The following is a 25230-nucleotide window of genomic DNA, read 5'->3' on the forward strand; positions in this document are numbered from 1 at the left end:
AACATCGCCCTTGAGTGCTAAACTGAAGCATTTGCCTAGGTTTAGACGGTAGCTCCGTTATTAGCTAGACTCATCCCCGAGTCACTGAGGCAAGAAGTATTCTTGCGAAGAAGGGTGGTACCGCGAAATCTTTCGTCCCTTCAGCACATAGCTGGAGTGTGGACGTAGGATTTTTTTATTGTAAAAAAACAATTTTAAAGGAGGTTCGTAAGAGCAATGTCTTCAAAAACGGAAGAAAAGATGGCAACTGGTGCACAGCTGTTGTTAGAAGCGTTAGGAAAGGAAGATGTAGAAGTTATTTTTGGTTATCCAGGAGGTGCTGTATTGCCGCTCTATGATGCAATTTATGATTGCGAAATTCCTCATATTTTAACAAGACATGAGCAAGGAGCGATTCATGCAGCAGAAGGGTACGCGCGAATTACAGGAAAACCTGGCGTTGTCATTGCAACAAGTGGTCCAGGTGCGACAAATGTGATTACTGGTCTTGCAGATGCAATGATTGATTCTTTACCGCTTGTTGTTTTTACAGGTCAAGTAGCTACAACGTTGATTGGAAGTGACGCTTTTCAAGAAGCGGACATTATGGGACTTACGATGCCGGTAACAAAACATAATTATCAAGTGCGCAAGGCATCAGATTTACCAAGAATTATTAAAGAGGCATTTCATATTGCGAAAACGGGTCGACCAGGACCGGTCGTTATCGATCTTCCTAAAAATATGGTAGTAGAAAAAGGTGAGCGATGTAGTAACGTGCAAATGGATTTACCGGGATATCAACCAAATTATGAGGCGAATCCATTGCAAATCAACAAATTATTACAAGCGATTGATACTGCTGAAAAACCGTTGATTTTAGCCGGAGCAGGTGTACTTCATGCGAAAGCTGCAAAAGAATTAACAGATTTTGCACGAATGTATCGTATACCTGTTGTTCATACACTTCTTGGACTAGGTGGATTTCCGCCAAATGATAAATTATTTCTTGGAATGGGAGGAATGCATGGTTCTTATACAGCGAATATGGCTTTGTATGAGTGTGATTTACTCATAAATATCGGAGCAAGATTCGACGATCGTCTTACAGGAAATTTAGAGTACTTTGCTAAAGAGGCTACAGTTGCACATATCGATATTGATCCAGCAGAGATTGGAAAAAACGTTCCTACAGAAATTCCGATTGTGGCTAGCGCGAAACATGCTTTGGAGGCACTGCTCTCCTGTAAAAGAGGAAAAGAAAATCATAGTGCATGGCTATCGCTTTTAAAAAGCAGAAAAGAACAATATCCATTTTTCTATGATCAAGATTCTGAAGTGATTAAACCACAATCAGCAATTGATATGTTGTATGAAATTACAAAAGGAAAAGCAATTGTCACGACGGATGTTGGTCAGCATCAAATGTGGGCTGCTCAATATTATCCACTTGAAGACCCAGATAAGTGGGTAACATCAGGAGGGCTTGGCACAATGGGATTTGGATTTCCAGCTGCCATTGGTGCACAAATTGCCAGACCAAAAGAATTAGTTGTAGCGATTGTTGGTGATGCGGGTTTTCAAATGACATTACAAGAACTTAGTGTATTGAAAGAACATTCCTTACCGGTTAAAGTTTTGATTTTAAATAATGAAGCTTTAGGGATGGTAAGACAGTGGCAAGACGAATTTTATAATCAAAGATATTCTCACTCGTTGCTCTCTTGTCAACCGGATTTCGTAGCGCTTGCCCATGCATACGGCATAAAAGGGGTGCGAATTGAAAATCCGTTACTTGCGAAGGGACAGTTGCAAGAAGCGATTGATTTGCAAGAGCCTGTTGTAATTGATTGCAGGGTACTACAGTCTGAAAAAGTTATGCCGATGGTTGCTCCTGGAAAAGGAGTTCATCAAATGGAGGGGGTGAAGGGACAGTGAAAAGGATTGTTACGGCGACAGTTCGAAATCAAAGTGGGGTTCTGAATCGGATTACGGGTGTTATGACCAGGAGGCATTTTAATATTGAAAGTATTTCGGTTGGACATACAGAGTCGTCTGATATTTCAAGGATGACATTTGTTGTTCATGTTGAAAACGAGCAACAAGTGGAGCAACTGATCAAGCAACTTCATAAACAAATTGATGTGTTAAAAGTATCTGATATAACAGAAGAAGCAATGATTGCAAGAGAGTTGGCTCTTATTAAAGTAGCGACAACAAGTGTATCGAGAGCAGAATTATATAGTTTAATTGAACCGTTCCGAGCCGCTGTAATAGACGTTGGGAAGGATTCCATCGTCGTACAAGTAACGGGTACACAAGAAAAAGTAGAAGCTCTTATAGAGTTAATGCGTCCATATGGTTTAAAAGAAATTGCAAGAACAGGTGTTACTGCATTTACGCGGAGTATGAAAAAACAAGATAAACAAATTATGTTAATTCATTAATCATTTTAATATAGGGGGAGAAAGAATATGGCAAAAGTTTATTATGAGAAAGATGTAGCGGTAAATGTATTAAAGGGGAAGAAAATAGCGATTGTTGGATATGGATCACAAGGTCACGCTCATGCACAAAACTTACGTGATAATGGTTTTGAAGTAGTAGTTGGACTTCGGAAAGGAAAGTCATGGGAAAAGGCGAAAGAGGATGGTTTTTCTGTATATTCAGTGGCAGAAGCTGCAAAATCTGCGGATGTAGTAATGATTCTTTTGCCTGATGAACTACAGCCAGAAGTGTATGAAACAGAAATTGAACCGAATTTACAAGCTGGAAATGCACTTGTGTTTGCTCATGGATTTAACGTTCATTTTAATCAAGTTACACCACCAGAAGATGTAGACGTATTTCTAGTAGCGCCAAAAGGACCTGGACATTTAGTACGTCGGACTTTTGCTGAAGGCGGAGCGGTTCCAGCGTTATTTGCTGTATATCAAGACGCAACAGGAACAGCCATTGAAAAAGCATTATCCTATGCAGATGGAATTGGAGCAACAAGGGCTGGAGTATTAGAAACTACATTTAAAGAAGAAACAGAAACGGATCTATTTGGAGAACAAGCTGTACTTTGCGGAGGTGTTACTGCACTTGTAAAGGCGGGATTTGAAACATTAGTAGATGCTGGTTATCAGCCGGAACTTGCCTACTTTGAATGCTTACATGAACTAAAGCTCATTGTTGATCTTATGTATGAAGGCGGACTTGAAAATATGAGATATTCCGTTTCTGATACAGCGCAGTGGGGAGATTTTGTATCAGGACCACGCGTTGTAACAGAACATACGAAGAAAGCGATGGATGAAGTGTTAAAAGAAATTCAAGATGGCACATTTGCAAGAGGGTGGATTGCAGAGCATAAAGCAGGAAAACCGCATTTCCATGCAACGAATGCTAAGGAAAATGAACATCAAATTGAAGTTGTTGGGCGTAAATTACGTGAAATGATGCCGTTTGTACAACCGAAAGTAAAGGCGGGGGTTAAATAATATGAAACAGATTTTGTTCATGGATACGACGCTTCGTGATGGCGAACAATCACCCGGAGTCAATTTAAATGAACAAGAAAAGTTACAGATTGCCAGGCAGTTAGAAAAACTCGGGATTAATGTGATGGAAGCAGGATTTGCAGCAGCTTCTGAAGGTGATTTTCGCTCAGTAAAACGAATTGCGGAAACGATTCGAAATGCTTCCGTTATGAGTCTAGCAAGGGCGAAGGAAAGTGATATTCAGAGAGCGTATGAAGCATTGAAAGGTGCAGCATCTCCGCGGTTACACGTCTTTTTGGCAACGAGTGATATTCATATGAAATATAAGCTTTGTATGTCAAAGGAGGATGTATTAGATAGTATTCATCGCTCTGTAACTTTAGGGAAATCCTTATTTCCTACAGTGCAATTTTCGGCAGAAGATGCAACGAGAACGGCTCGCCCTTTTTTAGCAGAAGCTGTGGAAGTTGCGATTCGAGCTGGAGCGGATGTTGTTAATATTCCGGATACAGTAGGTTATACAAATCCAGAAGAATATTATTCTCTTTTTAAATATTTACAAGAATATGTTCCTTCTTATGAAAAAACTATTTTCTCTTGTCATTGTCATGATGATCTTGGTATGGCAGTAGCAAATTCACTGGCAGCCATTGAAGGTGGGGCACTGCAAATAGAAGGGACTATAAATGGGATTGGAGAGCGTGCAGGTAATGCGGCTTTAGAAGAAGTAGCAGTTGCTTTGCACATTAGAAAAGACTATTATGAAGCCGAGTCTTCTATAACACTAAAAGAGATTAAAGCAACAAGTACATTAGTAAGTCGGTTAACGGGTATGGTAGTTCCAAAAAATAAGGCGATTGTTGGAGCGAATGCATTTGCGCATGAATCAGGTATTCATCAAGATGGTGTATTAAAAGAAGTAACGACATATGAAATTATTGAGCCAGAACTAATTGGAGAAGCACAAAATTTATTTGTACTTGGAAAACATTCTGGTCGCCACGCTTTTACTGAAAAAATGAAAGAACTCGGTTATGAGTTTACGGAAGAAGAGCGAGATATAGCATTTAGTGCATTTAAGAGATTAGCAGATCGTAAAAAAGAGGTTACAGAAGAAGATTTACGTGCATTAGTACTAGGAGAAACAGCATTTTCAACACAGCAGTATAACATTAAACAATTACAAGTGCATTTTGTATCCAACAGTACACAATGTGCAACAGTTGCACTGGAGGATGAGGCAGGTAATGTGTACGAAGATGCAGCAACAGGAGCAGGTAGTATTGAAGCGATTTATAATGCAATTCAAAGAATTCTAGGACTTGAGTGTGAGTTAGCCGATTATCGCATTCAATCCATTACACAGGGACAGGATGCACTTGCTCATGTTCATGTTGAATTGAAAGAAGAAACACATCAAGTTGCAGGTTTTGGTGTTGCGCAAGACGTGTTAGAAGCATCAGCTAGAGCTTATGTACATGCAGCGGGAAAACTAAAGGCTTTGTTATTCCTTGCAAAGTAATGTTTTGATAAGTGGGGGGATACCCCTACTTATCGAAAGTTAATTCTGAATAATCAGTAAAATTATAAAAAAGGGGTGCTGATCATTGGAAAAACGTATTGTTTGTTTAGCGGGTGATGGTGTTGGACCAGAAATTATGGAGAGTGCCAAGGAAGTTTTACACATGGTAGAAAGGTTATATGGTCACCGTTTTTATTTACAAGATGAACAATTTGGAGGCGCTGCGATTGATTCGTTTGGGCAACCATTGCCGTCAAGAACATTAGCAGCATGTTTAGCGAGTGACGCTGTATTACTAGGTGCGGTTGGTGGACCTCGCTGGGACGAAGCGAAAGAAAGACCGGAAAAAGGATTGCTGGCGCTTCGAAAAGGGCTTGGTGTATTTGCTAATGTTCGTCCTGTCACTGTAGATGCAGCAACTGCTCATTTATCCCCATTGAAGGCGGCTGATGAGGTGGATTTTGTTGTCGTTCGTGAGTTAACGGGAGGGATTTATTTCTCCTTTCCAAAAGAAAAAACAGAAGAGGTAGCAACAGATACACTTACTTATCATCGTCATGAAATTGAGCGCATTGTTTCTTACGCTTTTCAATTGGCAAGTAAACGTCGTAAAAAAGTTACTTCCATTGATAAAGCAAATGTTTTAGAGTCGAGTAAACTTTGGAGGGAAGTAACAGAAGAAGTAGCACTTCGCTATCCGAATATTGAACTTGAACATATTTTAGTAGACGCAGCTGCTATGGAGTTGATTCGTAATCCGGGCCGGTTTGATGTCATAGTAACTGAGAATTTATTTGGGGATATTTTAAGTGATGAAGCCTCTGTATTAGCAGGGTCTTTAGGGATGCTTCCATCGGCGAGTCATGCAGAGAATGGACCTTCGCTATATGAACCAATTCACGGATCAGCACCAGATATTGCAGGGAAAAATAAAGTGAATCCAATTGCAATGATGCGTTCAGTTGCAATGATGCTTGGGCAATCTTTTGATTTAAGAAGAGAAGGAGAAGCGATTGAAGAAGCAATTTCTGCTGTTCTCCGATTGGGGAAATGTACAGCTGATATAGGTGGAAATGAAACAACATCGTCTTTTACAAAATATGTACTACAAGAAATGGAAGAACAAGCGCTAGTAGGGAGAGGGAGATAATGGCAAAAAGGTTACTAGATAAACTGTGGGAGAGACACGTTGTTACAACAAATGAAAATGGGTTAGATTTATTATATATTGACCTTCATCTCGTGCATGAAGTAACATCACCGCAAGCCTTTGAGGGCTTGCGGCTTGCAAATCGGAATGTTCGGAGACCAGATTTAACATTTGCAACGATGGATCATAATATTCCAACAAAAGATGTTTGGAACATTACAGATCGTATTGCTAAGCAACAATTAGATACGCTTCGTGAAAATTGTAAGCAATTTAATATTCCGTTGGCGGATATTGATGATGAAAATCAAGGGATTGTTCATGTTATTGGTCCAGAGCTAGGACTTACACAACCGGGAAAGACCATTGTATGTGGCGATAGTCATACGGCAACACATGGAGCCTTTGGAGCGTTGGCGTTTGGGATTGGTACAAGTGAAGTCGAGCATGTATTAGCAACTCAAACATTGTGGCAGAGCAAGCCGAAAGCGATGGGGATTGAATTAAAAGGGAAATTACCTAAAGGAGTATATGCAAAAGATATAATTTTACACCTTCTAGCTACATATGGGGTAGCAGTTGGAACTGGATATGTGATGGAGTTTTACGGAGAAGCAATTACAAATATGGAAATGGAAGAGCGTATGACACTTTGTAATATGGCGATTGAAGGTGGAGCAAAAGCAGGGATTATTGCGCCGGATGAGAAAACATTTGCTTATGTAAAAGGGCGTGAGTATGCGCCGGAAGAGTTTGACTTGGCAGTGGCGAATTGGAGGGAATTCTATACTGAGCCAGATGCAATATATGATACTTATATTTTGGTAGATGTTGCTGAACTAGCGCCATATGTAACATGGGGAACAAACCCGAGTATGGGTATGCGTATTGATGAACAGTTACCAGAAACACGTGATAAAAATGATGAACGAGCTTTTGCATATATGGGGCTTCAGTCAGGACAAAGTGCATTTGAAATTCCAGTTCAGCATGTATTTATTGGTTCCTGTACAAATTCCCGTTTATCAGATTTAGAAATTGCCGCAGCTGTTGTAAAAGGAAAGAAAGTAAAAGAAGGAGTGCGAGCACTTGTTGTACCAGGATCCAAACGAGTACGAAAAGCAGCGATGGAAAAAGGACTGCATCGTATATTTGAAGAAGCTGGATTTGAATGGAGAGAGCCTGGGTGTTCTATGTGTCTGGGGATGAATCCAGATCAAGTGCCTGAGGGAGAGCATTGTGCATCTACTTCCAATCGGAATTTTGAAGGACGACAAGGGAAGGGTGCGAGAACACATTTAGTCAGCCCTGCGATGGCGGCCGCAGCAGCGCTTTATGGTCATTTCGTTGATGTGAGAAAGGAGAGTTATGATGGAGCCATTTCATATTCATAAAGGTACTGTTGCTGTACTAATGAACGATAACATTGATACAGATCAAATCATTCCAAAACAGTATTTAAAGAGGATTGAACGAACTGGTTTTGGGAAATTTTTATTTGATGAATGGCGTTATGAGGACGACAGGAAAGAGAATCCAGATTTCCCACTAAATGCACCTGAGAGAAAAGGAGCAAGCATATTAATTACAGGTGAAAATTTCGGCTGTGGTTCATCAAGAGAGCATGCGCCATGGGCACTTGCTGACTATGGATTTCGTGTTATTATCGCGGGGGGATTTGCAGACATTTTTTATATGAATTGTACGAAAAATGGTATGCTTCCTATCATTATGGAAAAGGAAATGCGTGAAAAGCTAGCAGCTGTGGATCCAAGAGATGTGATAGAAGTTGATTTAGAGAATGAAGTGATTACAACTCCGCTACATCGTTTTCATTTTACAATCGAAAAGATGTGGAAAGAAAAGCTATTAAGTGGTTTAGATGAAATCGGAATCACGCTTCAATATGAACAAAACATTGAAGAATATGAACGAGAAACAGCTCGCTAATTTGTTTAGTGAGCTGTAATGAAAAACACAAAAAGTTTTGGATTTTGTTTACATTCTGAATTATGTGTTATATACTATGTGAAAATAAGAGGAGAAAGGGAGTAAGGATAATGTTTACATTACAATCTATCAATATGCTTACACAACTACATCATCATACATAAACCCTTGAACCTAGCGTGAACAACGTGTAGGTACAAGGGTTAGTCCCGTTGTACCTACACCCTATGAAGGGGCCTTGTAGGTATTTTTTCTACAAGGCTCTTTTTATTTTGTTCGTGATTGTTATAGTGTGCATACACTAGAAGGGGAAAGTTTGGTGAACAGAATTGAAAGGAGTGTAAAGCAGTATGACAAAATGGAAACGAGCAAATCCAGATGGAACAAGAGATTATGTATTTGAAGAGTGTACATTAATAGAAGAAGTTGAACACAAATTACGACGTACTTTTTTAGAAAGAGGCTATGAGGAAATACGAACGCCTACGATTGAATTTTATGATGTCTTTTCTTTTCGGAATCGGCCGATAGATGAAGAGAAAATGTATAAGTTTTTTGACCAACAGGGACGCATTATCGTGTTAAGGCCTGATATGACAATTCCACTTGCAAGAGTAATAGGAACCCACGGTGAGGAAGCGCCTGTAAAATTAACATACAGCGGGAACGTGTTTCGAGCGAATGAATCACTATCTGGAAAATACAATGAAATCATTCAAACAGGTATTGAAATAATCGGGATTGATAATATACGTGCTGAAATTGAATGTATCGTAAGTGCAATTCATGCTCTTCAAGCTGTAGGGATTCAGGCTTTTACAATAGAATTAGGGCAAGTTCAGTTATACAAATGTATTGTTAAAAAGCTGTCATTTGGAGAAGAAGAGGAGTCGCTCTTACGTACGTATATTGAAAGTAAAAATTATGCAGAGTTATCCCGTTTTTTACAAGAAAAGAATTTAGATCGACGTGATGAAACTGTACAGTTACTTGAAAAATTACCAAGATTATTCGGAAAACTCGAAGTAATTGAAGAAGCGGAAAAGCTTGCTTCAAACTATGAGATGAAGCAAGCAATCGCGCGGGTAAAAGAAATCTATAAAACGATTGAAAAATTAGGATATGGTTCGTATATATCAATTGATCTTGGGATGATTCAACATTTGCATTATTATACAGGAGTTATTTTTAGAGGTTATATATATGATGTTGGGGGAGAAATTGTTAGTGGCGGAAGATATGATGAATTGCTTGGTAATTTTGGAGAACCGATGTCAGCAGTCGGCTTAGCTGTACAAGTAAATCAAATTGTCCGGACATTACAAGAACAGCAAAAACAATTCAAACGAAAAAAATTAGATATGATCATTCATTATTCTTTGGATAGGATAGCAGAAGCAGAAAGACTATGTGGTTTACTTCAGAAAGATGGGTGGAAAGTGGAATTATCTATGTTTGAGAATTTGCAAGATACATTTCAGTTTGCGAAGAAGAAAGGGATTATAAAAGTGATCGAAGCGACTGGAAAAGCATTAGTGGAATATGTGTGGAAAGAAAAATGGGTGATACAGAAAGAAGGGGAAACTTCATGCGTAACATTCAAATTGCGTTAACAAAGGGGAGGCTTGAGAAACATGTCATTCCACTGTTTGAAAAGATTGGGATTGATTGTTCGGAACTGATGGATAAAGGAAGAAAGCTTGTATTCCAAAGCGCTAGTAGGAATGTTTCATTCATTCTAGTGAAAGCAGTAGATGTTGCAACTTATGTGGAACATGGTGTTGCAGACATTGGTATTGTTGGAAAAGATATTTTAATGGAATATGAGAAAGATATATATGAAATGGTGGATTTAGAAGTAGGATGTTGTAAGTTTTGTGTCGCTTCTATCCCAACATATAATCCGAAAAGCTATCGGAAAAAGAGAATTGCTACAAAATATCCGCATATTACTTCCACTTATTTTCGTGATAAGGGAGAAGATGTAGAAATTATTAAAATAGAAGGTTCGGTAGAAATCGCTCCACTTCTTGGATTAGCAGATGCGATTGTTGATATTGTAGAGACGGGAAAAACATTACAAGAAAATGGATTGATTGTATTTGAAGAAATGTATTCAATATCAGCTCGCATGATTGTAAATAAAGCTGCTTTAAAAACAAAAAAAGACGAAATATTCGATATTATCAATAATATGGAGTGTGTAATCACTGCAGATAAATAAAGGAGGGACTCTGGGTGGAGGTAATATCTGAAAACTACACGGAAGCGCTGAAGAGAATAAAACAGTTAAGAGAACAGGCTAATATAATAGAAGAAACTGTACAGATACGCGTAAGAGAAATTGTTGAGCGGGTGAGAGAAAGGAAAGATGAGGCGCTATTTTCTTATACAAAAACTTTTGATGGAATTGAATTACAAAAGTTACGTGTTGCAAAAGAAGAAATTGAAAAAGCGAGTGAATATGTAGAATCTTCATTTCTAGAAGCATTGCAATGCGCAAAGAAAAACATCATCTCATACCATGAAAAACAAAAAAGGCAATCCTTTTTAGATTGTGAAAACGAAGGTGTGATTCGTGGGCAACTGATTAGACCATTGCAAACAGTTGGTGTATATGTACCAGGAGGAACTGCATCTTATCCGTCATCGGTACTCATGAATGTATTACCTGCTAAAATTGCCGGTGTTCAGAAAGTTGTAATGGTAACACCACCAGGGAAAGAGGGAATAGATCCACATATTTTAGCAGCTGCTGAAATTGCCGGTGTAGATGAAATTTATACCGTAGGTGGTGCACAAGCTATAGCGGCATTAGCATATGGGACGGAATCGATTCCGAAAGTCGATAAAATTGTCGGTCCAGGGAATATATATGTGGCTTTTGCAAAACGTGAGGTATTTGGAGCTGTTCATATCGATATGATTGCTGGACCATCTGAAATCGTTGTAATTGCTGACAAAACTGGAAATGCGTCTTTTATCGCAGCAGACTTATTATCTCAAGCTGAGCATGATGTGAGGGCAACAGCGATTTGTATTACAACTTGTGTAGAACTTGCTAAAGAGATAGAAAGAGAAATAAAGCAGCAACTTCGAGTATTACCAAGAAGTGAAATAGCTCGTGAGTCGATAGAAAGAAACGGAGCAATTCTCGTTGTTCCTTCGCTAAATCACGCGTTTCAATTGTCGAATGAAATAGCACCGGAGCATTTAGAGTTGCATATAAATGAGCCGATGAATGCCTTGGCATATATTCAGCATGCGGGTTCGATTTTTATTGGACCGTATGCCCCAGAGCCTCTTGGAGACTATTTTGCAGGACCGAATCATGTACTGCCAACAAGCGGAACAGCGCGTTTCTTTTCGCCGTTATCAGTTGATGATTTTGTGAAAAAATCGAGCTTTGTATCATATACAAAAGAAGCGTTACAAAACGTTCAACACCATATTACAACGCTCGCCGATAAAGAGGGATTACACGCGCACGCGAGAGCAATTCAAATTCGATTTGAGGAGGAGAAATAATGCGTGAGGCAAGTCAAGTACGGGGAACGACAGAAACAAAAATTAAACTGAGTTTACACTTAGATGAAAGTACAAACGTTTCAATTCAAACAGGGGTTGGATTCTTTGATCATATGCTAACTTTGTTTGCGAAGCATGGCAGATTTGGTTTGCAAATTGAAGCAGAAGGTGATGTGTTTGTTGACGCTCATCATACTGTTGAAGATGTTGGGATTGTGCTTGGAAACTGTTTGAAAGAAGCATTGCAAAATAAAGAAGGTATTAACCGCTATGGAGCAGCATATGTACCAATGGATGAAGCATTAGGTTTTGTAGCGATTGATATAAGTGGACGATCTTATCTTGTCTTTCAAGGTGAATTGAAAAACCCTAAGTTAGGAGATTTTGATACAGAACTGACAGAAGAGTTTTTCAGAGCGGTTGCTCATGCGGCGAATATAACACTACATGCTCGCATTTTATATGGCAGTAATACCCACCACAAAATTGAAGCGTTATTTAAAGCGTTTGGACGTGCACTGCGCGAAGCGGTAGACAAAAATGACAAAATTGTTGGTGTAAACTCTACGAAAGGACTGTTGTAATTGATTGCAATTGTAGATTATGGAATGGGGAATATGCGCAGTGTTGAACAAGCGTTAACACGTATTGGGGCTGAGCATATTGTAACAGATGATAAAGAGAGGATATTACAAAGTGACGGTGTGATCTTACCAGGAGTTGGAGCTTTTCCAAAAGCGATGATCGCTTTGCAGGAAAAAGATCTTGTTTCAGTGATTCAAGAAATTGGAGTGCAAGGAAAACCACTCCTTGGCATTTGTTTAGGGATGCAGCTTTTATTTGAAGAAAGTGAAGAAATAGAGAGAACGAAAGGATTAGGTTTGTTGCCAGGACTAATTCGAAAGCTGAAAATTCCTTATAAAATCCCGCATATGGGCTGGAATCAATTAAAGAAGAAACGAGAAATTAAGTTGTGGAATGAAGTAGAAGATGGTTCATTTGTGTATTATGTTCATTCCTACTATGCAGATTGTCCAAGTGAGATTGTATGTGGCAGTAGTGACTATAAGATTGATATTCCAGGGATTGTTGCGAAAGGAAATATATTTGGGGCACAGTTTCACCCTGAAAAAAGCGGTGATATCGGAATACAAATGTTAAGAAATTTTAAAGGAGTGGTAGAATCATGGAAATCTTCCCAGCTATCGATTTAAAACAAGGACGGTGTGTTAGGCTTTATCAAGGAGAATTTAATAAAGAAACAGTTATGAATGAAGATCCAGTTGCTCAAGCATTATTGTTTGAAAAATTAGGAGCAAGAACATTGCACATTGTTGATCTAGATGGAGCGGTTGCAGGTCAATCAATGAATCTTTCCGTAATTGAGGATATATGTAAAGCAGTTCGAATTCCGGTTCAAGTAGGCGGAGGAATACGTTCTCTCGAAACGGTTGAAATGTTACTGTCAGTAGGAGTGAAAAAAGTCATTTTAGGAACGGCAGCATTGTATGATCGTCCTTTTTTAGAAGAAGCAGTTCGTTTATATGGAGAAAACATTATTGTTGGTATTGATGCGAAAAACGGTTACGTTGCAACGAGAGGCTGGTTAGATGTGTCTGAAATTTCTTATATCGACCTTGCGAAGAAAATGGAAAGTGTCGGCGTACAAACAATCATTTTTACAGATATTGCAAAAGACGGTACGTTAGAGGGTCCGAACTTTGAGCAATTGCAATTACTACAGAAGGCGGTGGCAATCCGTATTGTTGCATCGGGCGGCGTATGCTCATTGCAAGATGTACAGAAGTTAAACGATATGAATGTATATGGCGTTATTATTGGAAAAGCGCTATATAAAAAAACAATTGATTTAGAAGAGGCATTGCAGGTGACAAAGATATGTTAACGAAGCGAATTATTCCATGTTTAGATGTGAAAGGCGGCCGCGTTGTAAAGGGCGTGAATTTTGTAGGATTACAAGATGTTGGTGATCCTGTTGAAATAGCTGCTTTGTATAATAAAGCAGGTGCAGATGAAATTGTTTTTTTAGATATTACGGCGACGCATGAGGGGAGAAAAACAATTATAGATGTTGTAGAGAGAGCGGCGTCGAAAGTGTTTATTCCGCTTACAGTAGGTGGCGGGATTGCAACTGTTCAAGATATGTATGCCTTGCTAAGAGCAGGCGCGGACAAAATTTCACTTAACTCAGCGGCAGTACGAAATCCAAATTTAATTGAGGAAGGTGCCGAACATTTCGGTTCTCAATGTATTGTGGTCGCAATTGATGCAAGGGAAGTAAAAGAAAATAAATGGAATGTATATGTAAACGGTGGACGGATTGATACGGGAATCGATGCTGTACAATGGGCAAAACAGATAGAACAGTTAGGAGCTGGTGAAATTTTACTTACGAGTATGGATGCAGATGGGACGAAGGATGGCTATGATATTCGTTTAACAGAAACAATTTCAGAAGCTGTTTCGATTCCAGTTATTGCGTCAGGAGGATGTGGAAGCGCAGAGCATATTGTAAAGGTGTTTCAAAAAACATCGGTAAATGCAGCATTAGCAGCCTCTATTTTTCACTATGGTGAGGCAACAGTGCAAGAGGTGAAGCGAAAATTACAAGAAGCGAAAATTGAGGTGAGAATATGACACCTGATTTCTCCAAGGGATTGTTGCCAGCTGTTGTGGTAGAAGAAGAAACAAAAGAAGTTTTGATGCTAGCATATATGAATGAAGAAGCATATAAAAAAACGTTAGAAACGAAGAAAACATGGTTTTATTCACGTTCGCGGCAAGCGTTATGGAACAAAGGAGAAACGTCTGGGCACATGCAGTATGTTCAGTCTCTTTATTTAGATTGTGATCAAGATTCGATTGTAATTATTGTTAAGCAAGTAGGACCAGCTTGTCATACAGGAGAGAAAACATGCTTTCATTATAAAATCATATAGGGGGACCTGAGGATGGAAGACGTACTGAAGTCTTTATATGAAACCATCGAGCAGCGTAAAGAAAGTCCAATTTCGGAATCATATACAAATTATTTATTTACAAAAGGTGAAGATAAGATTTTAAAAAAAATAGGGGAAGAGTGTACAGAAATGGTAATCGCTGCAAAAAATGATGATAAAGAAGAACTTATAAAAGAAATGGTCGATGTGATTTATCACTGCTTTGTTTTACTAGCCGCAAAAAATATTCCATTAGAAGATGTGTTAGAAGAAGTGAAAGAGAGACAAGGAAAGCTCTCAAAAACAGGAGAGCGTAAAGAAATTGATACGTTATAAGGGGGGGGGAAACTATGAAAGTGGATTATCACCTTCATTTAGAAGAGGGGCCGTATTCGCTAGGGTGGTTGGCGAGAATAAATCAATCAATAGAATATTATCAACCGTTAGAAGAAGAGCGGCATTCGATTGAATGGCTTATGAAAACACAAGAACGCTTGCAAAAAAGAGTACAAGAGGGTCCATTTACAATAGAGTGGATTGATTTCTATTTAGAAGAAGCACTGCGAAAAGGAATAAAAGAAGTTGGTATTGTTGATCACTTATATCGTTTTTATGAGGCGAAGGAATATTATGAGAAATATGTAGACATTAGTGAGTCAAAGCTCGGTCGTCTGCAGAAAGAATGGCTAGATCAAGTGCGAGTAGCATCGATTTCTGATTTTACAAAAGCAATCCAAGAGGCAAAGGAGCGCTGGAGAAAAAGAGGAGTAGTACTGCGTCTAGGGATTGAAGCTGATTATTTTATGGGTGGGGAAGATGAATTACAAAAATTATTGGCATTAGGAGATTGGGATTACGTAATTGGTTCTGTGCATTTTATTGATGGATGGGGATTTGATAACCCAGATGCGAAAGAATATTTCGAAAACCATCAGCTAAATACATTGTATGATGTATTTTTCACAACAGTTGAAAAGGCCGTTCGTTCGAGAGTGTTTGATATTGTAGCGCATCTTGATAATATAAAAGTATTTAATTATCGATTAGATGAAAATGTACAGATTCCACATTACGAAAGAATTGCTAAGGCATTAATAGAAACAAATACAGCAACGGAAGTAAATGCTGGATTATATTATCGTTATCCTGTTCGAGAGATGTGTCCAAGTCCACTTTATTTACAAGTGTTGGCAAAATATAAAGTGCCAATTACTCTTTCATCAGATGCTCATTACCCAAATGATTTAGGAAATTATGTCCAAGAAAATGTGAAAACATTACGTAATCATGGTATTTCTCATGTTGCTACATTTGAAAAACGGGTGAGGAAGATGCAACTGCTTGAAGAAGAATCGGTAATTGTTTCAAAGTAAAACATGATTTCGTGATGAAAACCTTTCTTTTTGCTCAAAATAAGAAAGAATGATAAAGGAGGGTTTTAAATGGTAAAACAAAATAATAAACAGAGTATGAAAGTGACGAATCAAAGTTATACTTCCCAAACAAACGAGGAAGTTGATTCTGTAGTACAAGAACAAATTAGTGATACGGTAGCAGAGGGAACGATTGATGCAAAGCTGGGAAAACAATCTAGTGAAGAACAATAAGTAAAAGGGGAGATATCCATCTCCCCTTTTCTTATGAGAAAAAGTGTCGATTTTCAAAACTGTAATCAAATTTCTTGGCTTTTTTGACATAGATTTCTTACAATAAAATGTAAGGAAGTTCTCATTTTTAAATAGAAGAGGTGCTTAGTAATGGCGAAAATATTAGTAGCAGGAAATATTCCAGAAATCGGATTACAGTTATTACAAAATCATGAAATAGAAATGTATGACAAAGAAGAGTTAATCAGTACCGAAGAATTAGCAAAGCGAGTTAAGGATAAAGATGCACTGTTAAGTTTACTTTCTACAAAGGTAACAAAAGAAGTGATTGATGCAGCATCAAATTTGAAAATTATTGCCAACTATGGTGCAGGTTACGATAATATTGCTTACAAGTATGCAGCAGAAAAAGGAGTTGTAGTTACAAATACACCGAAAGTTTCAACAGAAGCAACAGCAGAGTTAACATTTGCTATTCTTTTAGCGGCTGCAAGACGAATTCCAGAAGGAGATACACTATGTCGTACAGTGGGATTTAATGGCTGGGCACCACTCTTTTTCCTCGGCCGAGAAGTATATGGGAAAACAATTGGAATCATCGGTCTTGGTGAAATTGGAAAAGCAGTTGCGAAACGTGCAAAAGCATTTGGAATGAATGTGATTTATACAGGTCCAAACCGTAAGTATGAGACAGAAAGTGAAATAGAAGCAACATATGTAACATTAGAAGAACTATTACAAACAGCAGACTTTATTACGATTAATTGTGCGTATAATCCAAGTCTTCATCATATGATTAATGAAGAACAATTTAAAATGATGAAGAAAACTGCATATATTATAAATGCAGCACGTGGTCCAATTATGAATGAACTAGCGCTTGCTCATGCGTTAGAGACAAATGAAATTGAAGGGGCAGCTCTTGATGTATTTGAGTTTGAACCGAAAATTACAGAGAGATTAAAGGGACTGAAAAATGTTGTCCTTACTCCGCATGTTGGAAACGCAACATTTGAAACTCGTGACGCTATGGCTGAAATAGCAGTGCGTAACATTTTAGCTGTATTAGAAGGAGAAGAACCATTAACACCTGTAAACCAAAAGGAATTTGTTACAAAATAGAAAGAACCCTTCCAACTGGAAGGGTTCTTTCTATTTTTCTTTATTTGCTCGTTTTTTATGAGAAGGTCTTTGCCTAATAAATTGAGATAACATAAACAAAATATAAAGTGGAATAGCAATGAATAGAAATACTGAAATGTTGCCAAAACTTGTTTTATACATTGTATAAATACTGCCAATTAAAAATAGTGTAACAATGATACTGTATCGTGGAATTGGCACATCTTTTAAACTTGGGATGCGAATACGGCTTACCATTAAAAATGCAAACGTTACAAATACTGTAATGAGGACAATTTTTGGAATGGTATGTGAAAACAATGTTAAGAAGGCAACAAGTCCTCCTGCTGCAGTAATAGGAACGCCAGTGAAATATTTCATAGAAGTAGAGGAAGGCGTTACATTGAATCTTGCTAAGCGATATGCTCCGAACAGAGGGAATAGGCCTGCTATGTATAGTCCGATAATTCCGTAATTGGAAAAGGAAGTGTAGTACATTAAAACTGCAGGCGCAGCACCGAATGTTACAACATCTGCGAGTGAATCAAGTTCTTTTCCCATTTGTGAATCAACACGCAATAAACGAGCAACCCGACCATCAAGACTATCTAACATCATCCCGATTAGTACTAAAATAGCAGCTGGTTTATAATACCCTAAAGATGCATAGCCGATTGATAAAAATCCACTGTATAAATTTCCGAGCGTAAATAAGTTTGGAATTGCTGCTCTATACAAAATCTGATCCCTTGCTTTCTGTAATAAATTCTTAATTAGTGTATGAAAGTTTACTTGTTTTATCATAACATAAATTTCTTTCCACGTACGAAAAAATTCCCATTTTGTGAAAGATTTCATCAAGTGAAATCGTATTCAGTGATGTGGTTCATTAAGGCAGGCTTTCATGAGTAGTTTATCCCTTGTCTAACTTTTTTATCATTTTAACCGAGAAGACCCCCTCCTCTAAACGAAGTGAAGGTGGGGGGAGTTCAATTCTACTGAGCTTTGAGTTGGGGGAGAGATTTTGTTAGATAAGATCATCATGTTTATGAAAGGGTAAAAATTTAATTAAGAAATAAGCAACCTCAAATTGTTATCATTTAAGGTTGCTTTTAGGGTTATTCAAATTTAGTTATCATTGTTCCCGTTTTGTATTTATTGTTAGGATCAAATCGTAATAAATCGCCATAGATAAGTTTATCAGAATAACTTAATTCTGTTTTTGATTTTTCAATATATGGCTGGCAAATTGCTAAATCAATAGATTCACCTGTGCTTTTTTTATAGCACATATTTTTTGTATAAACATAATCGTTTGTTACGAAACTACCATCACGCATAATCATAAGTGGATGCTCATTTTTTGCAAATAAATCGGTACCAAACTCAATGGATTGGTTTGTTTTGACACCAAGTAAATGGAGCAATGTTGGTTTTATATCGATTTGTCCAGATACTTTCGAAATAACTTTTCCTTCTTGACCAGGTACATGAATAATAAGTGGTACACGTTGCAATTGCATCGAATCAAATGGAGTTATGGATTCTTTACCGAGAAATTGTGCCATAGCAGCATTATGATTTTCAGAAATACCGTAATGATCTCCGTAAATAACAATAACTGAGTTATCGTATAACCCTTCATCTTTTAATCGATTGATAAATAGTTTCAGAGATTCATCTGTATAGCGAACGGTTGGGAAATAACGATTTAGTACACCACTCTCAGAATTATACTCATTAATATATTGATCTTCTGGATTTAAAAGAAATGGGAAATGATTTGTTAATGTAATAAATTTTGTATAAAACGGTTGTGGTAAAGATTTAAGCTTGGAGATCGATTGTTCAAAGAACTCTTTATCTTTTAGTCCCCATCCAACAGACATTTGTTCTGTTCCTGTATAATCATTTAGGTTAAAATAACGATCGTATCCGAGTGCTGGATACATTACATCACGATTCCAGAAAGTTTTATCATTCGAATGGAAGACTGCGGAATAATATCCATATTTTTTTAACTGCTCAGGAGTTGCTGTGTACTCATTGTTTGCATGTGTAAAGAATACAGAGCCACGGTCTAATGGATATAATGAATTTTCTACAATAAATTCGGCATCGGATGTTTTTCCTTGTCCAGTTTGATGATAAAAGTTATCGAAGTAATAACTATCTTTTATAAATTGATTTAAAAATGGAGTAATTTCTTTTCCATTTATTTTTTTGTTGATAACAAAATTTTGTGTAGATTCCATTGAAATTAAAATGACATTTTTTCCTTTTGCAACTCCAAATAAACTTTTATCAGCTTGTTTATCTTTTGAATTCACGTAGTTTTTAATCTCAGAAAAACCGTCTCCACTTGCAAATACACGCTCTGCAGAAGATTTAGACTGAAGTGTAATGTCAAATAGATGATATGTGTATAAACCTAGATTTTTCACAACGGTTTGACGATCAAAAGAGTGTGAAAATAACTGCGGTTTATGAACGACAGAAACAATAACTTGCAATGCTAACAGAGCTGTTATACCACTAAAAAAGCTTTGTTTTTCAGAGCGAGATAGTGGCGTATTATCACAAAATTTCGGGAACTTACGTAAAATAAACATTAGAATAATTGCATCCGCAAATAGAAGTAATGTCTTGTACGTAAATAGTTCTTTAATACTGGTTCCTAAATCAGCCATGTTATTTGTTTGGAATAAAACAGGGAATGTGACAAAGTCATTATAAAAACCGTAGAACATCGCGTTTCCAAATAAAATAAATGACAGCAAAAAGCTGATTCCAATAATAATTCGATTTCGATACTTTGATGCTAATAAAGCTAGACCAAAAAATAAAAGCAATGAAGCAATTGGATTAAACAAAAGCATCATTTCTTCAAAGAAGCTATCAATTTTAATATCGAAGGCTAGCTTGTACACTATATATGTTTTTATCCATAATAAAACGACTGCAACAAGTGCAAATCGTAATTTTGGAAACAAATGTTGTAGCATAACATACTCCTCTCCTACTGTAAGTGACGGTTCTAGTGATTGTAGTTCTAATGATAGAAGTTTCACTTTAAATATACGAACAGTCGTATATCTTTATGTACTATTATACGAAAACAAAGCAGAATTGTGGATAATTTTTATAAGAATTGGTTAGAAAAAGAGAAAACGGAGACAATAACCATATCGCATTTTGATACGGAGGTTATGATGAAAAAGTTATTTTGTTTCATATGTAGTGGTTTTTTATTCTTTTCTCCCCCTACAGTTTTTGCTGCACAATATGATGCGCCATTATTAGAAGATGCTCTTTATTCCGTTTTGTTTCCGCAAATAAATGTAGCGATTGAGAAGCATTATGGGAAACAAAAACCGTATGAATGCCCGAAGATTGTTAGTTTGAAAAAAATGTATAGTGGTACATATTTATTTCAAGCGGTAATTGAAGTGACGAAATATGAAGCCATAGGTGGGAAAGTACTTCCGCCATTCGAAAAAATAAGAATTACGTTTAATAATGATGAGGGAGAATGGACTGTGAAAAAAATAGATATAAAGCGCTTACCAGATGATACGAAATTAAATTGTAAAAAAACAATGTGAAAAATTGTTTGACAAATAATTTATTCGTTTGGTATTGTTAATACCAATATAAGATGTTTGAAAATTAAATAGACTTACCTCATCTACTCTCAAAGGTAGAGGCCGCGATAGGAAAGAGTAAGCTATGGGAGATTTAGTGGAATCTGTGATCATAGATTGAAAGGGACTATTGCCGAAATATAAGAGTGACCACGTCATTCATATATTGGGACTGCATTGAATAAATGTAGTACTGTCATAAGATTTTATTTTATGGAGAGCTATTTGGAGATGTTGATGCGGTTTCTTATTTGAGAAGATAACAACTCGTTTATTTTTTCATGATACATTATTCCTAATAAGAAACGCGTGTGAACATTGTTCCGCGCGTTTTTTGTTTACCCCGCTTTAACGGGCAGTAGGATCTCATATCTTAACATTCTGAGAAAACAAAGAAGTTAGGTGGAGGATCAACTGCCCGTAAAAGCCCGATTGGTGAAGGCTAATAATCATTGGGGATGAAACTCCCGCTGATTAAAGTTTCACTTTATCTAAAAACGCGCTGCAATGAATAGAAGAAGATTGGGGTTATGAGTTTTAGAGGAAATAAGGGAGGAATTCAAATGTATTTACACGGCACAAGCCGAATCAATGAGCAAGGACACTTAGAAATTGGAGGATGCGATACAACGCAGCTAGCTAAACAGTATGGGACCCCACTTTATGTATACGATGAGGCTTCTATTCGGGAAAAATGCCGCGCGTTTCATCGTGCTTTCCAGGAAAGTGGATTCTCTTACCAAGTAGCGTATGCAAGTAAAGCGTTCTTGTGCATGGAGATGTGCCGAGTAGCTCGTGAAGAAAATATGTCTTTAGATGTTGTTTCTGGGGGCGAATTGTATACTGCTTTGCAAGCTGGTTTTCCTGCATCACGCATTCATTTTCATGGTAATAATAAGACCGAAGAAGAGATTGTCATGGCGCTGCAAGCAGATGTTGGCTGCTTTGTGGTAGATAATTTCTTTGAAATGGAAATATTACATGACTTAGCACAGCAGTATGGAAAAATTGTAAATATATTAATTCGAGTTACACCTGGAGTAGAGGCGCATACACATGAATATATTACAACAGGGCAAGATGATTCGAAATTTGGTTTTGGAGTTTCGGCTGGTCAGGCAATGCAGGCGATTCGAATAGCGCTAGAGAAATCAAATTATAATGTGTTAGGTATTCATTCACATATTGGGTCACAAATTTTTGAAACAGCAGGATTTGTTCGAGCGGTTGAAGTATTGCATAATTTTTTAGAAGAGATAAGGGAGCAGACTGGTTATGTTGTAACGGTGTTAAATGTTGGTGGAGGTTTTGGTATTCGTTATACGGAAGCTGATACACCACTTACCCTTGAAACATATGTGCATGCTGTAACAGATGCAGTGAGAGAACAATTTACAAGAAATAATTATCCACTTCCTGAAATATGGATTGAACCAGGTCGTAGTATTGTTGGGGATGCAGGAACAACAATTTATACAGTAGGAGCTGTAAAAGATATCCCTGGCATTCGTAAATATGTGTCAGTCGATGGGGGAATGACAGATAATTTAAGACCAGCTTTATATGGAGCTCGTTATGAGGCGATGCTAGCAAATCGAGGGAAAGAAGAGGCTGAAGAAGTTGTTTCAATTGCTGGAAAGTGTTGTGAGAGTGGAGATATGCTTATTTGGGATATAGAACTGCCGCAAGTTGCTACAGCAGATTTGTTAGCGATCTCTTGTACAGGAGCATATGGATATTCTATGGCTAATAATTATAATCGTATTCGCAGACCGGCTGTAGTATTTGCAAAAGGCGGGGCATCACAAATTGTTGTTGAACGTGAAACATATGAAAATATAATTGGGAACGATCGCATACGTATAAAAGAGCTTGTGTAATGGTAAAAGTTGTTCAAATAGAGCAACCCCTTTTTAAAAAATATAAAATATATCGGAAAACTAGGATTGAAAAAAATCAGAATTATGATAAAATACAAATACAAAGCTTATCAAGAGAAGCGGAGGGAACTGGCCCTACGAAGCTCAGCAACCTGCTTATAAGAAGCAAGGTGCTAAGTCCAGCAAAATGGCATCCATTTTGAAAGATAAGGTAAATATATTACCGAACAGTCTTTTCGAAATGGAAAAGATTTTTTTTATGAATAAAAAGGGGGGCTGTTCGTGGGAGTGCGTGGACATTTTGACGAAGTAGCTGAGAAAATTCAAACGATGCTTGCGGATATGAAATATGGTTCTATTACAATTGTTGTGCAAGATGGAAAAGTGATTCAGCTTGAAAAAAGTGAAAAGGTACGCTTAAAGTAAAAAGCGCTGACTAGAAAAACTAGAGGCGGTTTTAATCTATTTTATTAGGTTAAAACCGTCTTTTTTGCGTTACAGGGGGGAGAACATGCTGACGTATGAAATGTGGAAAGAGGATTTCGTTTCTTTTTTTGAGAAAGATGAAACAAAAGGAGCGTTACAAGTATTAGAGTGGGCCTATAAACATTATGAAAACGAAATTGTATACGCATGTAGCTTCGGTATAGAGGGGATGGTGTTGTTACATCTTATAAACCAAGTAAATCCATCTGCAAAAGTTGTATTTTTAGATACAAACGTTCATTTTCAAGAAACATACGATTTAATTAAGCGGGTGCGCGAAAGGTTTCCAGATCTTGAAATTATTGAAAAGCAACCCTCGCTAACGCTTGAGGAGCAAGCAAAAAAGCATGGGGATCGTTTGTGGGAACATAATCCGAATCTTTGTTGTAAATTAAGGAAAATTTTATCACTTGAAGAATCTTTATCGAATGGAAAAGCGTGGATATCAGGGCTAAGAAGGGAACAATCTGAAACGCGTAAACATACAAGGTTTATAAATCAGGATCACCGCTTCCAATCTATTAAAATTTGTCCGCTTATTCATTGGACGTGGAAGGAAGTGTGGCGTTACGTATATAAGCATGGTTTGCCTTATAATTCATTGCACGACATGGGTTACCCAAGTATAGGGTGTGAAAAATGTACGTTGCCTGTGGGAGAGGGGGGAGATTCAAGGAATGGACGATGGGCTGGAAAGATGAAAACGGAATGTGGCCTTCATGATCAATAAGGACATGGTTGATTTTAAATATATGTGAAAGAGGCGGACAGGAGAATGAGTAAAACCAAAATATTAGTAAATCGTATTGATGAAACATATGAAATAAAGGGGATTACAAAAGAAATTGAATTGGACAAAATTGCTTTAAGTGATTTAGAGCTTGTTGCAATAGGTGGTTATAGCCCGCTTACTGGATTTTTAGGGAAGAAAGATTATCAATCTGTTATAGAAAACATGCGTTTAGTAAGTGGTGATGTATGGAGTATACCTATTACACTACCAATAACAGAAGAGAAGGCGAAGCAATTAAAAATTGGTGAAGAGGTTCGTCTTGTCAAAGAAAGGACCACATATGGTGTGATTCAAATAGAAGATATTTTTACACCGGATAAAGACAAGGAAGCATTGCTTGTTTATAAAACGACTGATACTGTCCATCCAGGTGTGAAAAAGTTATATGATCGACCAAATGTTTATGTTGGAGGAACAATTACGCTTGTGAAGCGTTTTGAAAATGATAAGTTTGCTTCTTATCATTTAGATCCAAGTGAAACACGTGCAGAGTTTGCAAAACGTGGCTGGAAAACAGTGGTAGGTTTTCAAACGAGAAATCCTGTTCATCGTGCACATGAATATATTCAAAAGTCTGCACTGGAAATTGTAGATGGCTTATTTTTAAATCCGCTCGTTGGTGAAACGAAATCAGATGATATTCCAGCTGATGTACGTATGGAAAGTTATGAAGTGCTTTTGAAAAATTATTATCCGAGTGACCGTGTCTTTTTAAGTGTTTTTCCAGCAGCAATGCGCTATGCGGGACCACGTGAAGCGATATTTCACGCACTGGTTAGAAAAAACTTTGGTTGTACACACTTCATTGTGGGACGTGATCATGCTGGGGTAGGGAATTATTACGGTACGTACGAAGCGCAAGAGATTTTTACGAATTTTACAGTAGAAGAGTTAGGGATTGCACCACTCTTCTTTGAACATAGTTTTTACTGTACAAAATGTGAGGCGATGGCCTCTACAAAAACATGTCCGCACAGTAAAGAAGAACATGTTATTTTATCAGGGACGAAAGTAAGAGAAATGTTGCGAAATGGAGAAATTCCACCAAGTGAATTTAGCCGTAAAGAAGTTATAGAAATATTAATTCGTGGTTTACAAAAAGAAGTCGTTACAAAATAAGGAGA

26 protein-coding genes, 2 riboswitches and 1 other annotated feature (1 of these 29 cut by a window edge) are annotated in these 25230 nt (G+C 37.5%); of the genes, 24 read left to right on the top strand and 2 right to left on the bottom strand.

The window, feature by feature from the left end; genetic code table 11:
- Positions 1 to 143: a binding site (T-box leader), on the top strand (it extends 86 nt beyond the left edge of the window).
- 73 nt (positions 144 to 216) lie between these two features.
- The 19 genes from ilvB to NSQ40_RS07605 all read left to right on the top strand — a co-directional run bounded on the left by ilvB (position 217) and on the right by NSQ40_RS07605 (position 17303).
- Positions 217 to 1917 carry an acetolactate synthase large subunit gene (gene ilvB, locus NSQ40_RS07515; RefSeq protein WP_003206333.1) on the top strand — a complete coding sequence of 567 codons (1701 nt, stop codon included), beginning with the start codon at positions 217 to 219 and terminating at the stop codon, positions 1915 to 1917.
- On the top strand, positions 1914 to 2426 hold the full coding sequence (gene ilvN, locus NSQ40_RS07520) for an acetolactate synthase small subunit (RefSeq protein ID WP_016113993.1): 513 nt from the start codon (positions 1914 to 1916) through the stop codon (positions 2424 to 2426). Before ilvB ends, ilvN begins: the two co-directional genes overlap by 4 nt.
- Before the next feature lie 27 nt (positions 2427 to 2453).
- On the top strand, positions 2454 to 3464 hold the full coding sequence (gene ilvC, locus NSQ40_RS07525; protein WP_098610617.1) for a ketol-acid reductoisomerase: 1011 nt from the start codon (positions 2454 to 2456) through the stop codon (positions 3462 to 3464).
- 1 nt (position 3465) lies between these two features.
- Positions 3466 to 4986, top strand: coding sequence for a 2-isopropylmalate synthase (locus NSQ40_RS07530; protein ID WP_041488321.1), 1521 nt, complete (start codon positions 3466 to 3468; stop codon positions 4984 to 4986).
- Between the two features lie 85 nt (positions 4987 to 5071).
- Entirely contained in the window at positions 5072 to 6136 is a 1065-nt protein-coding gene (gene leuB, locus NSQ40_RS07535) for a 3-isopropylmalate dehydrogenase (RefSeq protein ID WP_003196166.1), read from the top strand.
- Positions 6136 to 7530, top strand: coding sequence for a 3-isopropylmalate dehydratase large subunit (gene leuC / locus NSQ40_RS07540; protein WP_003196167.1), 1395 nt, complete (start codon positions 6136 to 6138; stop codon positions 7528 to 7530). The genes leuB and leuC overlap by 1 nt, the downstream gene beginning before the upstream one ends.
- Entirely contained in the window at positions 7508 to 8086 is a 579-nt protein-coding gene (gene leuD, locus NSQ40_RS07545) for a 3-isopropylmalate dehydratase small subunit (RefSeq protein WP_018764205.1), read from the top strand. Before leuC ends, leuD begins: the two co-directional genes overlap by 23 nt.
- A 350-nt stretch (positions 8087 to 8436) precedes the next feature.
- Positions 8437 to 9699, top strand: a complete 1263-nt coding sequence (hisZ, locus tag NSQ40_RS07550) for an ATP phosphoribosyltransferase regulatory subunit (RefSeq protein ID WP_003196170.1) — start codon at positions 8437 to 8439, stop codon at positions 9697 to 9699.
- Positions 9675 to 10310 (top strand): ATP phosphoribosyltransferase, encoded by a 636-nt coding sequence (gene hisG, locus NSQ40_RS07555; RefSeq protein ID WP_097787085.1) that lies wholly within the window; start codon positions 9675 to 9677, stop codon positions 10308 to 10310. The genes hisZ and hisG overlap by 25 nt, the downstream gene beginning before the upstream one ends.
- Before the next feature lie 14 nt (positions 10311 to 10324).
- The gene (gene hisD, locus NSQ40_RS07560) at positions 10325 to 11614 is read left to right on the top strand and encodes a histidinol dehydrogenase (RefSeq protein WP_003196174.1); all 1290 of its coding nucleotides are present in this window, start codon (positions 10325 to 10327) and stop codon (positions 11612 to 11614) included.
- Entirely contained in the window at positions 11614 to 12198 is a 585-nt protein-coding gene (gene hisB / locus NSQ40_RS07565) for an imidazoleglycerol-phosphate dehydratase HisB (RefSeq protein ID WP_003196175.1), read from the top strand. The genes hisD and hisB overlap by 1 nt, the downstream gene beginning before the upstream one ends.
- Positions 12199 to 12828: an imidazole glycerol phosphate synthase subunit HisH gene (gene hisH, locus NSQ40_RS07570; RefSeq protein ID WP_258248216.1), complete on the top strand. Its 630-nt coding sequence runs from the start codon at positions 12199 to 12201 to the stop codon at positions 12826 to 12828.
- Positions 12801 to 13520, top strand: coding sequence for a 1-(5-phosphoribosyl)-5-[(5-phosphoribosylamino)methylideneamino]imidazole-4-carboxamide isomerase (gene hisA, locus NSQ40_RS07575; protein ID WP_018781017.1), 720 nt, complete (start codon positions 12801 to 12803; stop codon positions 13518 to 13520). Before hisH ends, hisA begins: the two co-directional genes overlap by 28 nt.
- Positions 13514 to 14272, top strand: a complete 759-nt coding sequence (gene hisF / locus NSQ40_RS07580) for an imidazole glycerol phosphate synthase subunit HisF (protein ID WP_018764211.1) — start codon at positions 13514 to 13516, stop codon at positions 14270 to 14272. The genes hisA and hisF overlap by 7 nt, the downstream gene beginning before the upstream one ends.
- Positions 14269 to 14574, top strand: coding sequence for a phosphoribosyl-AMP cyclohydrolase (hisI, locus tag NSQ40_RS07585; RefSeq protein WP_016114006.1), 306 nt, complete (start codon positions 14269 to 14271; stop codon positions 14572 to 14574). Before hisF ends, hisI begins: the two co-directional genes overlap by 4 nt.
- A gap of 12 nt (positions 14575 to 14586) precedes the next feature.
- Entirely contained in the window at positions 14587 to 14910 is a 324-nt protein-coding gene (gene hisE / locus NSQ40_RS07590; protein WP_003196185.1) for a phosphoribosyl-ATP diphosphatase, read from the top strand.
- 14 nt (positions 14911 to 14924) lie between these two features.
- Positions 14925 to 15947, top strand: coding sequence for a histidinol phosphate phosphatase domain-containing protein (locus NSQ40_RS07595; protein WP_003196188.1), 1023 nt, complete (start codon positions 14925 to 14927; stop codon positions 15945 to 15947).
- Positions 15948 to 16016: 69 nt separating this feature from the next.
- Entirely contained in the window at positions 16017 to 16181 is a 165-nt protein-coding gene (locus NSQ40_RS07600) for a DUF4025 domain-containing protein (protein WP_003196190.1), read from the top strand.
- A gap of 150 nt (positions 16182 to 16331) precedes the next feature.
- On the top strand, positions 16332 to 17303 hold the full coding sequence (locus NSQ40_RS07605) for a 2-hydroxyacid dehydrogenase family protein (protein ID WP_258248217.1): 972 nt from the start codon (positions 16332 to 16334) through the stop codon (positions 17301 to 17303).
- Positions 17304 to 17333: 30 nt separating this feature from the next.
- Here NSQ40_RS07605 and pssA read toward each other — a convergent pair whose 3' ends face one another.
- Together pssA and NSQ40_RS07615 are read right to left on the bottom strand one after the other, a co-directional pair.
- Positions 17334 to 18041, bottom strand: coding sequence for a CDP-diacylglycerol--serine O-phosphatidyltransferase (gene pssA, locus NSQ40_RS07610; protein WP_026008425.1), 708 nt, complete (start codon positions 18039 to 18041; stop codon positions 17334 to 17336).
- Between the two features lie 380 nt (positions 18042 to 18421).
- The gene (locus NSQ40_RS07615; protein WP_033795981.1) at positions 18422 to 20308 is read right to left on the bottom strand and encodes an LTA synthase family protein; all 1887 of its coding nucleotides are present in this window, start codon (positions 20306 to 20308) and stop codon (positions 18422 to 18424) included.
- A 207-nt stretch (positions 20309 to 20515) separates the two neighbouring features.
- Between NSQ40_RS07615 and NSQ40_RS07620 the strand changes: the two genes are divergently transcribed.
- The 5 genes from NSQ40_RS07620 (at position 20516) to sat (ending at position 25225) form a co-directional block, all read left to right on the top strand.
- Positions 20516 to 20908, top strand: a complete 393-nt coding sequence (locus tag NSQ40_RS07620; protein WP_080547186.1) for a DUF3888 domain-containing protein — start codon at positions 20516 to 20518, stop codon at positions 20906 to 20908.
- A gap of 88 nt (positions 20909 to 20996) precedes the next feature.
- A riboswitch (Lysine riboswitch) is annotated at positions 20997 to 21179 on the top strand.
- A 331-nt stretch (positions 21180 to 21510) separates the two neighbouring features.
- Positions 21511 to 22827, top strand: a complete 1317-nt coding sequence (gene lysA, locus NSQ40_RS07625) for a diaminopimelate decarboxylase (protein WP_033795979.1) — start codon at positions 21511 to 21513, stop codon at positions 22825 to 22827.
- A 104-nt stretch (positions 22828 to 22931) separates the two neighbouring features.
- Positions 22932 to 23040: riboswitch (SAM riboswitch) on the top strand.
- 69 nt (positions 23041 to 23109) lie between these two features.
- Positions 23110 to 23253 carry a YezD family protein gene (locus NSQ40_RS07630; RefSeq protein WP_003196202.1) on the top strand — a complete coding sequence of 48 codons (144 nt, stop codon included), beginning with the start codon at positions 23110 to 23112 and terminating at the stop codon, positions 23251 to 23253.
- Between the two features lie 85 nt (positions 23254 to 23338).
- Positions 23339 to 24043: a phosphoadenylyl-sulfate reductase gene (locus NSQ40_RS07635; protein ID WP_258248218.1), complete on the top strand. Its 705-nt coding sequence runs from the start codon at positions 23339 to 23341 to the stop codon at positions 24041 to 24043.
- Positions 24044 to 24088: 45 nt separating this feature from the next.
- Positions 24089 to 25225, top strand: coding sequence for a sulfate adenylyltransferase (sat, locus tag NSQ40_RS07640; RefSeq protein ID WP_033795978.1), 1137 nt, complete (start codon positions 24089 to 24091; stop codon positions 25223 to 25225).
- Positions 25226 to 25230 lie beyond the last annotated feature (5 nt).

Origin of the sequence: Bacillus sp. FSL K6-6038 (assembly GCF_038050455.1) — a bacterium.
Classification (GTDB): Bacteria; Bacillota; Bacilli; order Bacillales; family Bacillaceae_G; genus Bacillus_A; species Bacillus_A pseudomycoides.

Coding starts and splice junctions, on each gene's coding strand:
- ilvB (WP_003206333.1), top strand. CDS start 217: ATGTCTTCAAAAACGGAAGAAAAGATGGCAACTGGTGCACAGCTGTTG.
- hisZ (WP_003196170.1), top strand. CDS start 8,437: ATGACAAAATGGAAACGAGCAAATCCAGATGGAACAAGAGATTATGTA.
- NSQ40_RS07635 (WP_258248218.1), top strand. CDS start 23,339: ATGCTGACGTATGAAATGTGGAAAGAGGATTTCGTTTCTTTTTTTGAG.
- NSQ40_RS07620 (WP_080547186.1), top strand. CDS start 20,516: ATGAAAAAGTTATTTTGTTTCATATGTAGTGGTTTTTTATTCTTTTCT.
- hisI (WP_016114006.1), top strand. CDS start 14,269: ATGACACCTGATTTCTCCAAGGGATTGTTGCCAGCTGTTGTGGTAGAA.
- hisE (WP_003196185.1), top strand. CDS start 14,587: ATGGAAGACGTACTGAAGTCTTTATATGAAACCATCGAGCAGCGTAAA.
- hisB (WP_003196175.1), top strand. CDS start 11,614: ATGCGTGAGGCAAGTCAAGTACGGGGAACGACAGAAACAAAAATTAAA.
- NSQ40_RS07605 (WP_258248217.1), top strand. CDS start 16,332: ATGGCGAAAATATTAGTAGCAGGAAATATTCCAGAAATCGGATTACAG.
- lysA (WP_033795979.1), top strand. CDS start 21,511: ATGTATTTACACGGCACAAGCCGAATCAATGAGCAAGGACACTTAGAA.
- leuC (WP_003196167.1), top strand. CDS start 6,136: ATGGCAAAAAGGTTACTAGATAAACTGTGGGAGAGACACGTTGTTACA.
- NSQ40_RS07530 (WP_041488321.1), top strand. CDS start 3,466: ATGAAACAGATTTTGTTCATGGATACGACGCTTCGTGATGGCGAACAA.
- NSQ40_RS07595 (WP_003196188.1), top strand. CDS start 14,925: ATGAAAGTGGATTATCACCTTCATTTAGAAGAGGGGCCGTATTCGCTA.
- leuD (WP_018764205.1), top strand. CDS start 7,508: ATGGAGCCATTTCATATTCATAAAGGTACTGTTGCTGTACTAATGAAC.
- NSQ40_RS07600 (WP_003196190.1), top strand. CDS start 16,017: ATGGTAAAACAAAATAATAAACAGAGTATGAAAGTGACGAATCAAAGT.
- NSQ40_RS07615 (WP_033795981.1), bottom strand. CDS start 20,308: ATGCTACAACATTTGTTTCCAAAATTACGATTTGCACTTGTTGCAGTC.
- ilvC (WP_098610617.1), top strand. CDS start 2,454: ATGGCAAAAGTTTATTATGAGAAAGATGTAGCGGTAAATGTATTAAAG.
- hisA (WP_018781017.1), top strand. CDS start 12,801: ATGGAAATCTTCCCAGCTATCGATTTAAAACAAGGACGGTGTGTTAGG.
- hisF (WP_018764211.1), top strand. CDS start 13,514: ATGTTAACGAAGCGAATTATTCCATGTTTAGATGTGAAAGGCGGCCGC.
- hisG (WP_097787085.1), top strand. CDS start 9,675: ATGCGTAACATTCAAATTGCGTTAACAAAGGGGAGGCTTGAGAAACAT.
- sat (WP_033795978.1), top strand. CDS start 24,089: ATGAGTAAAACCAAAATATTAGTAAATCGTATTGATGAAACATATGAA.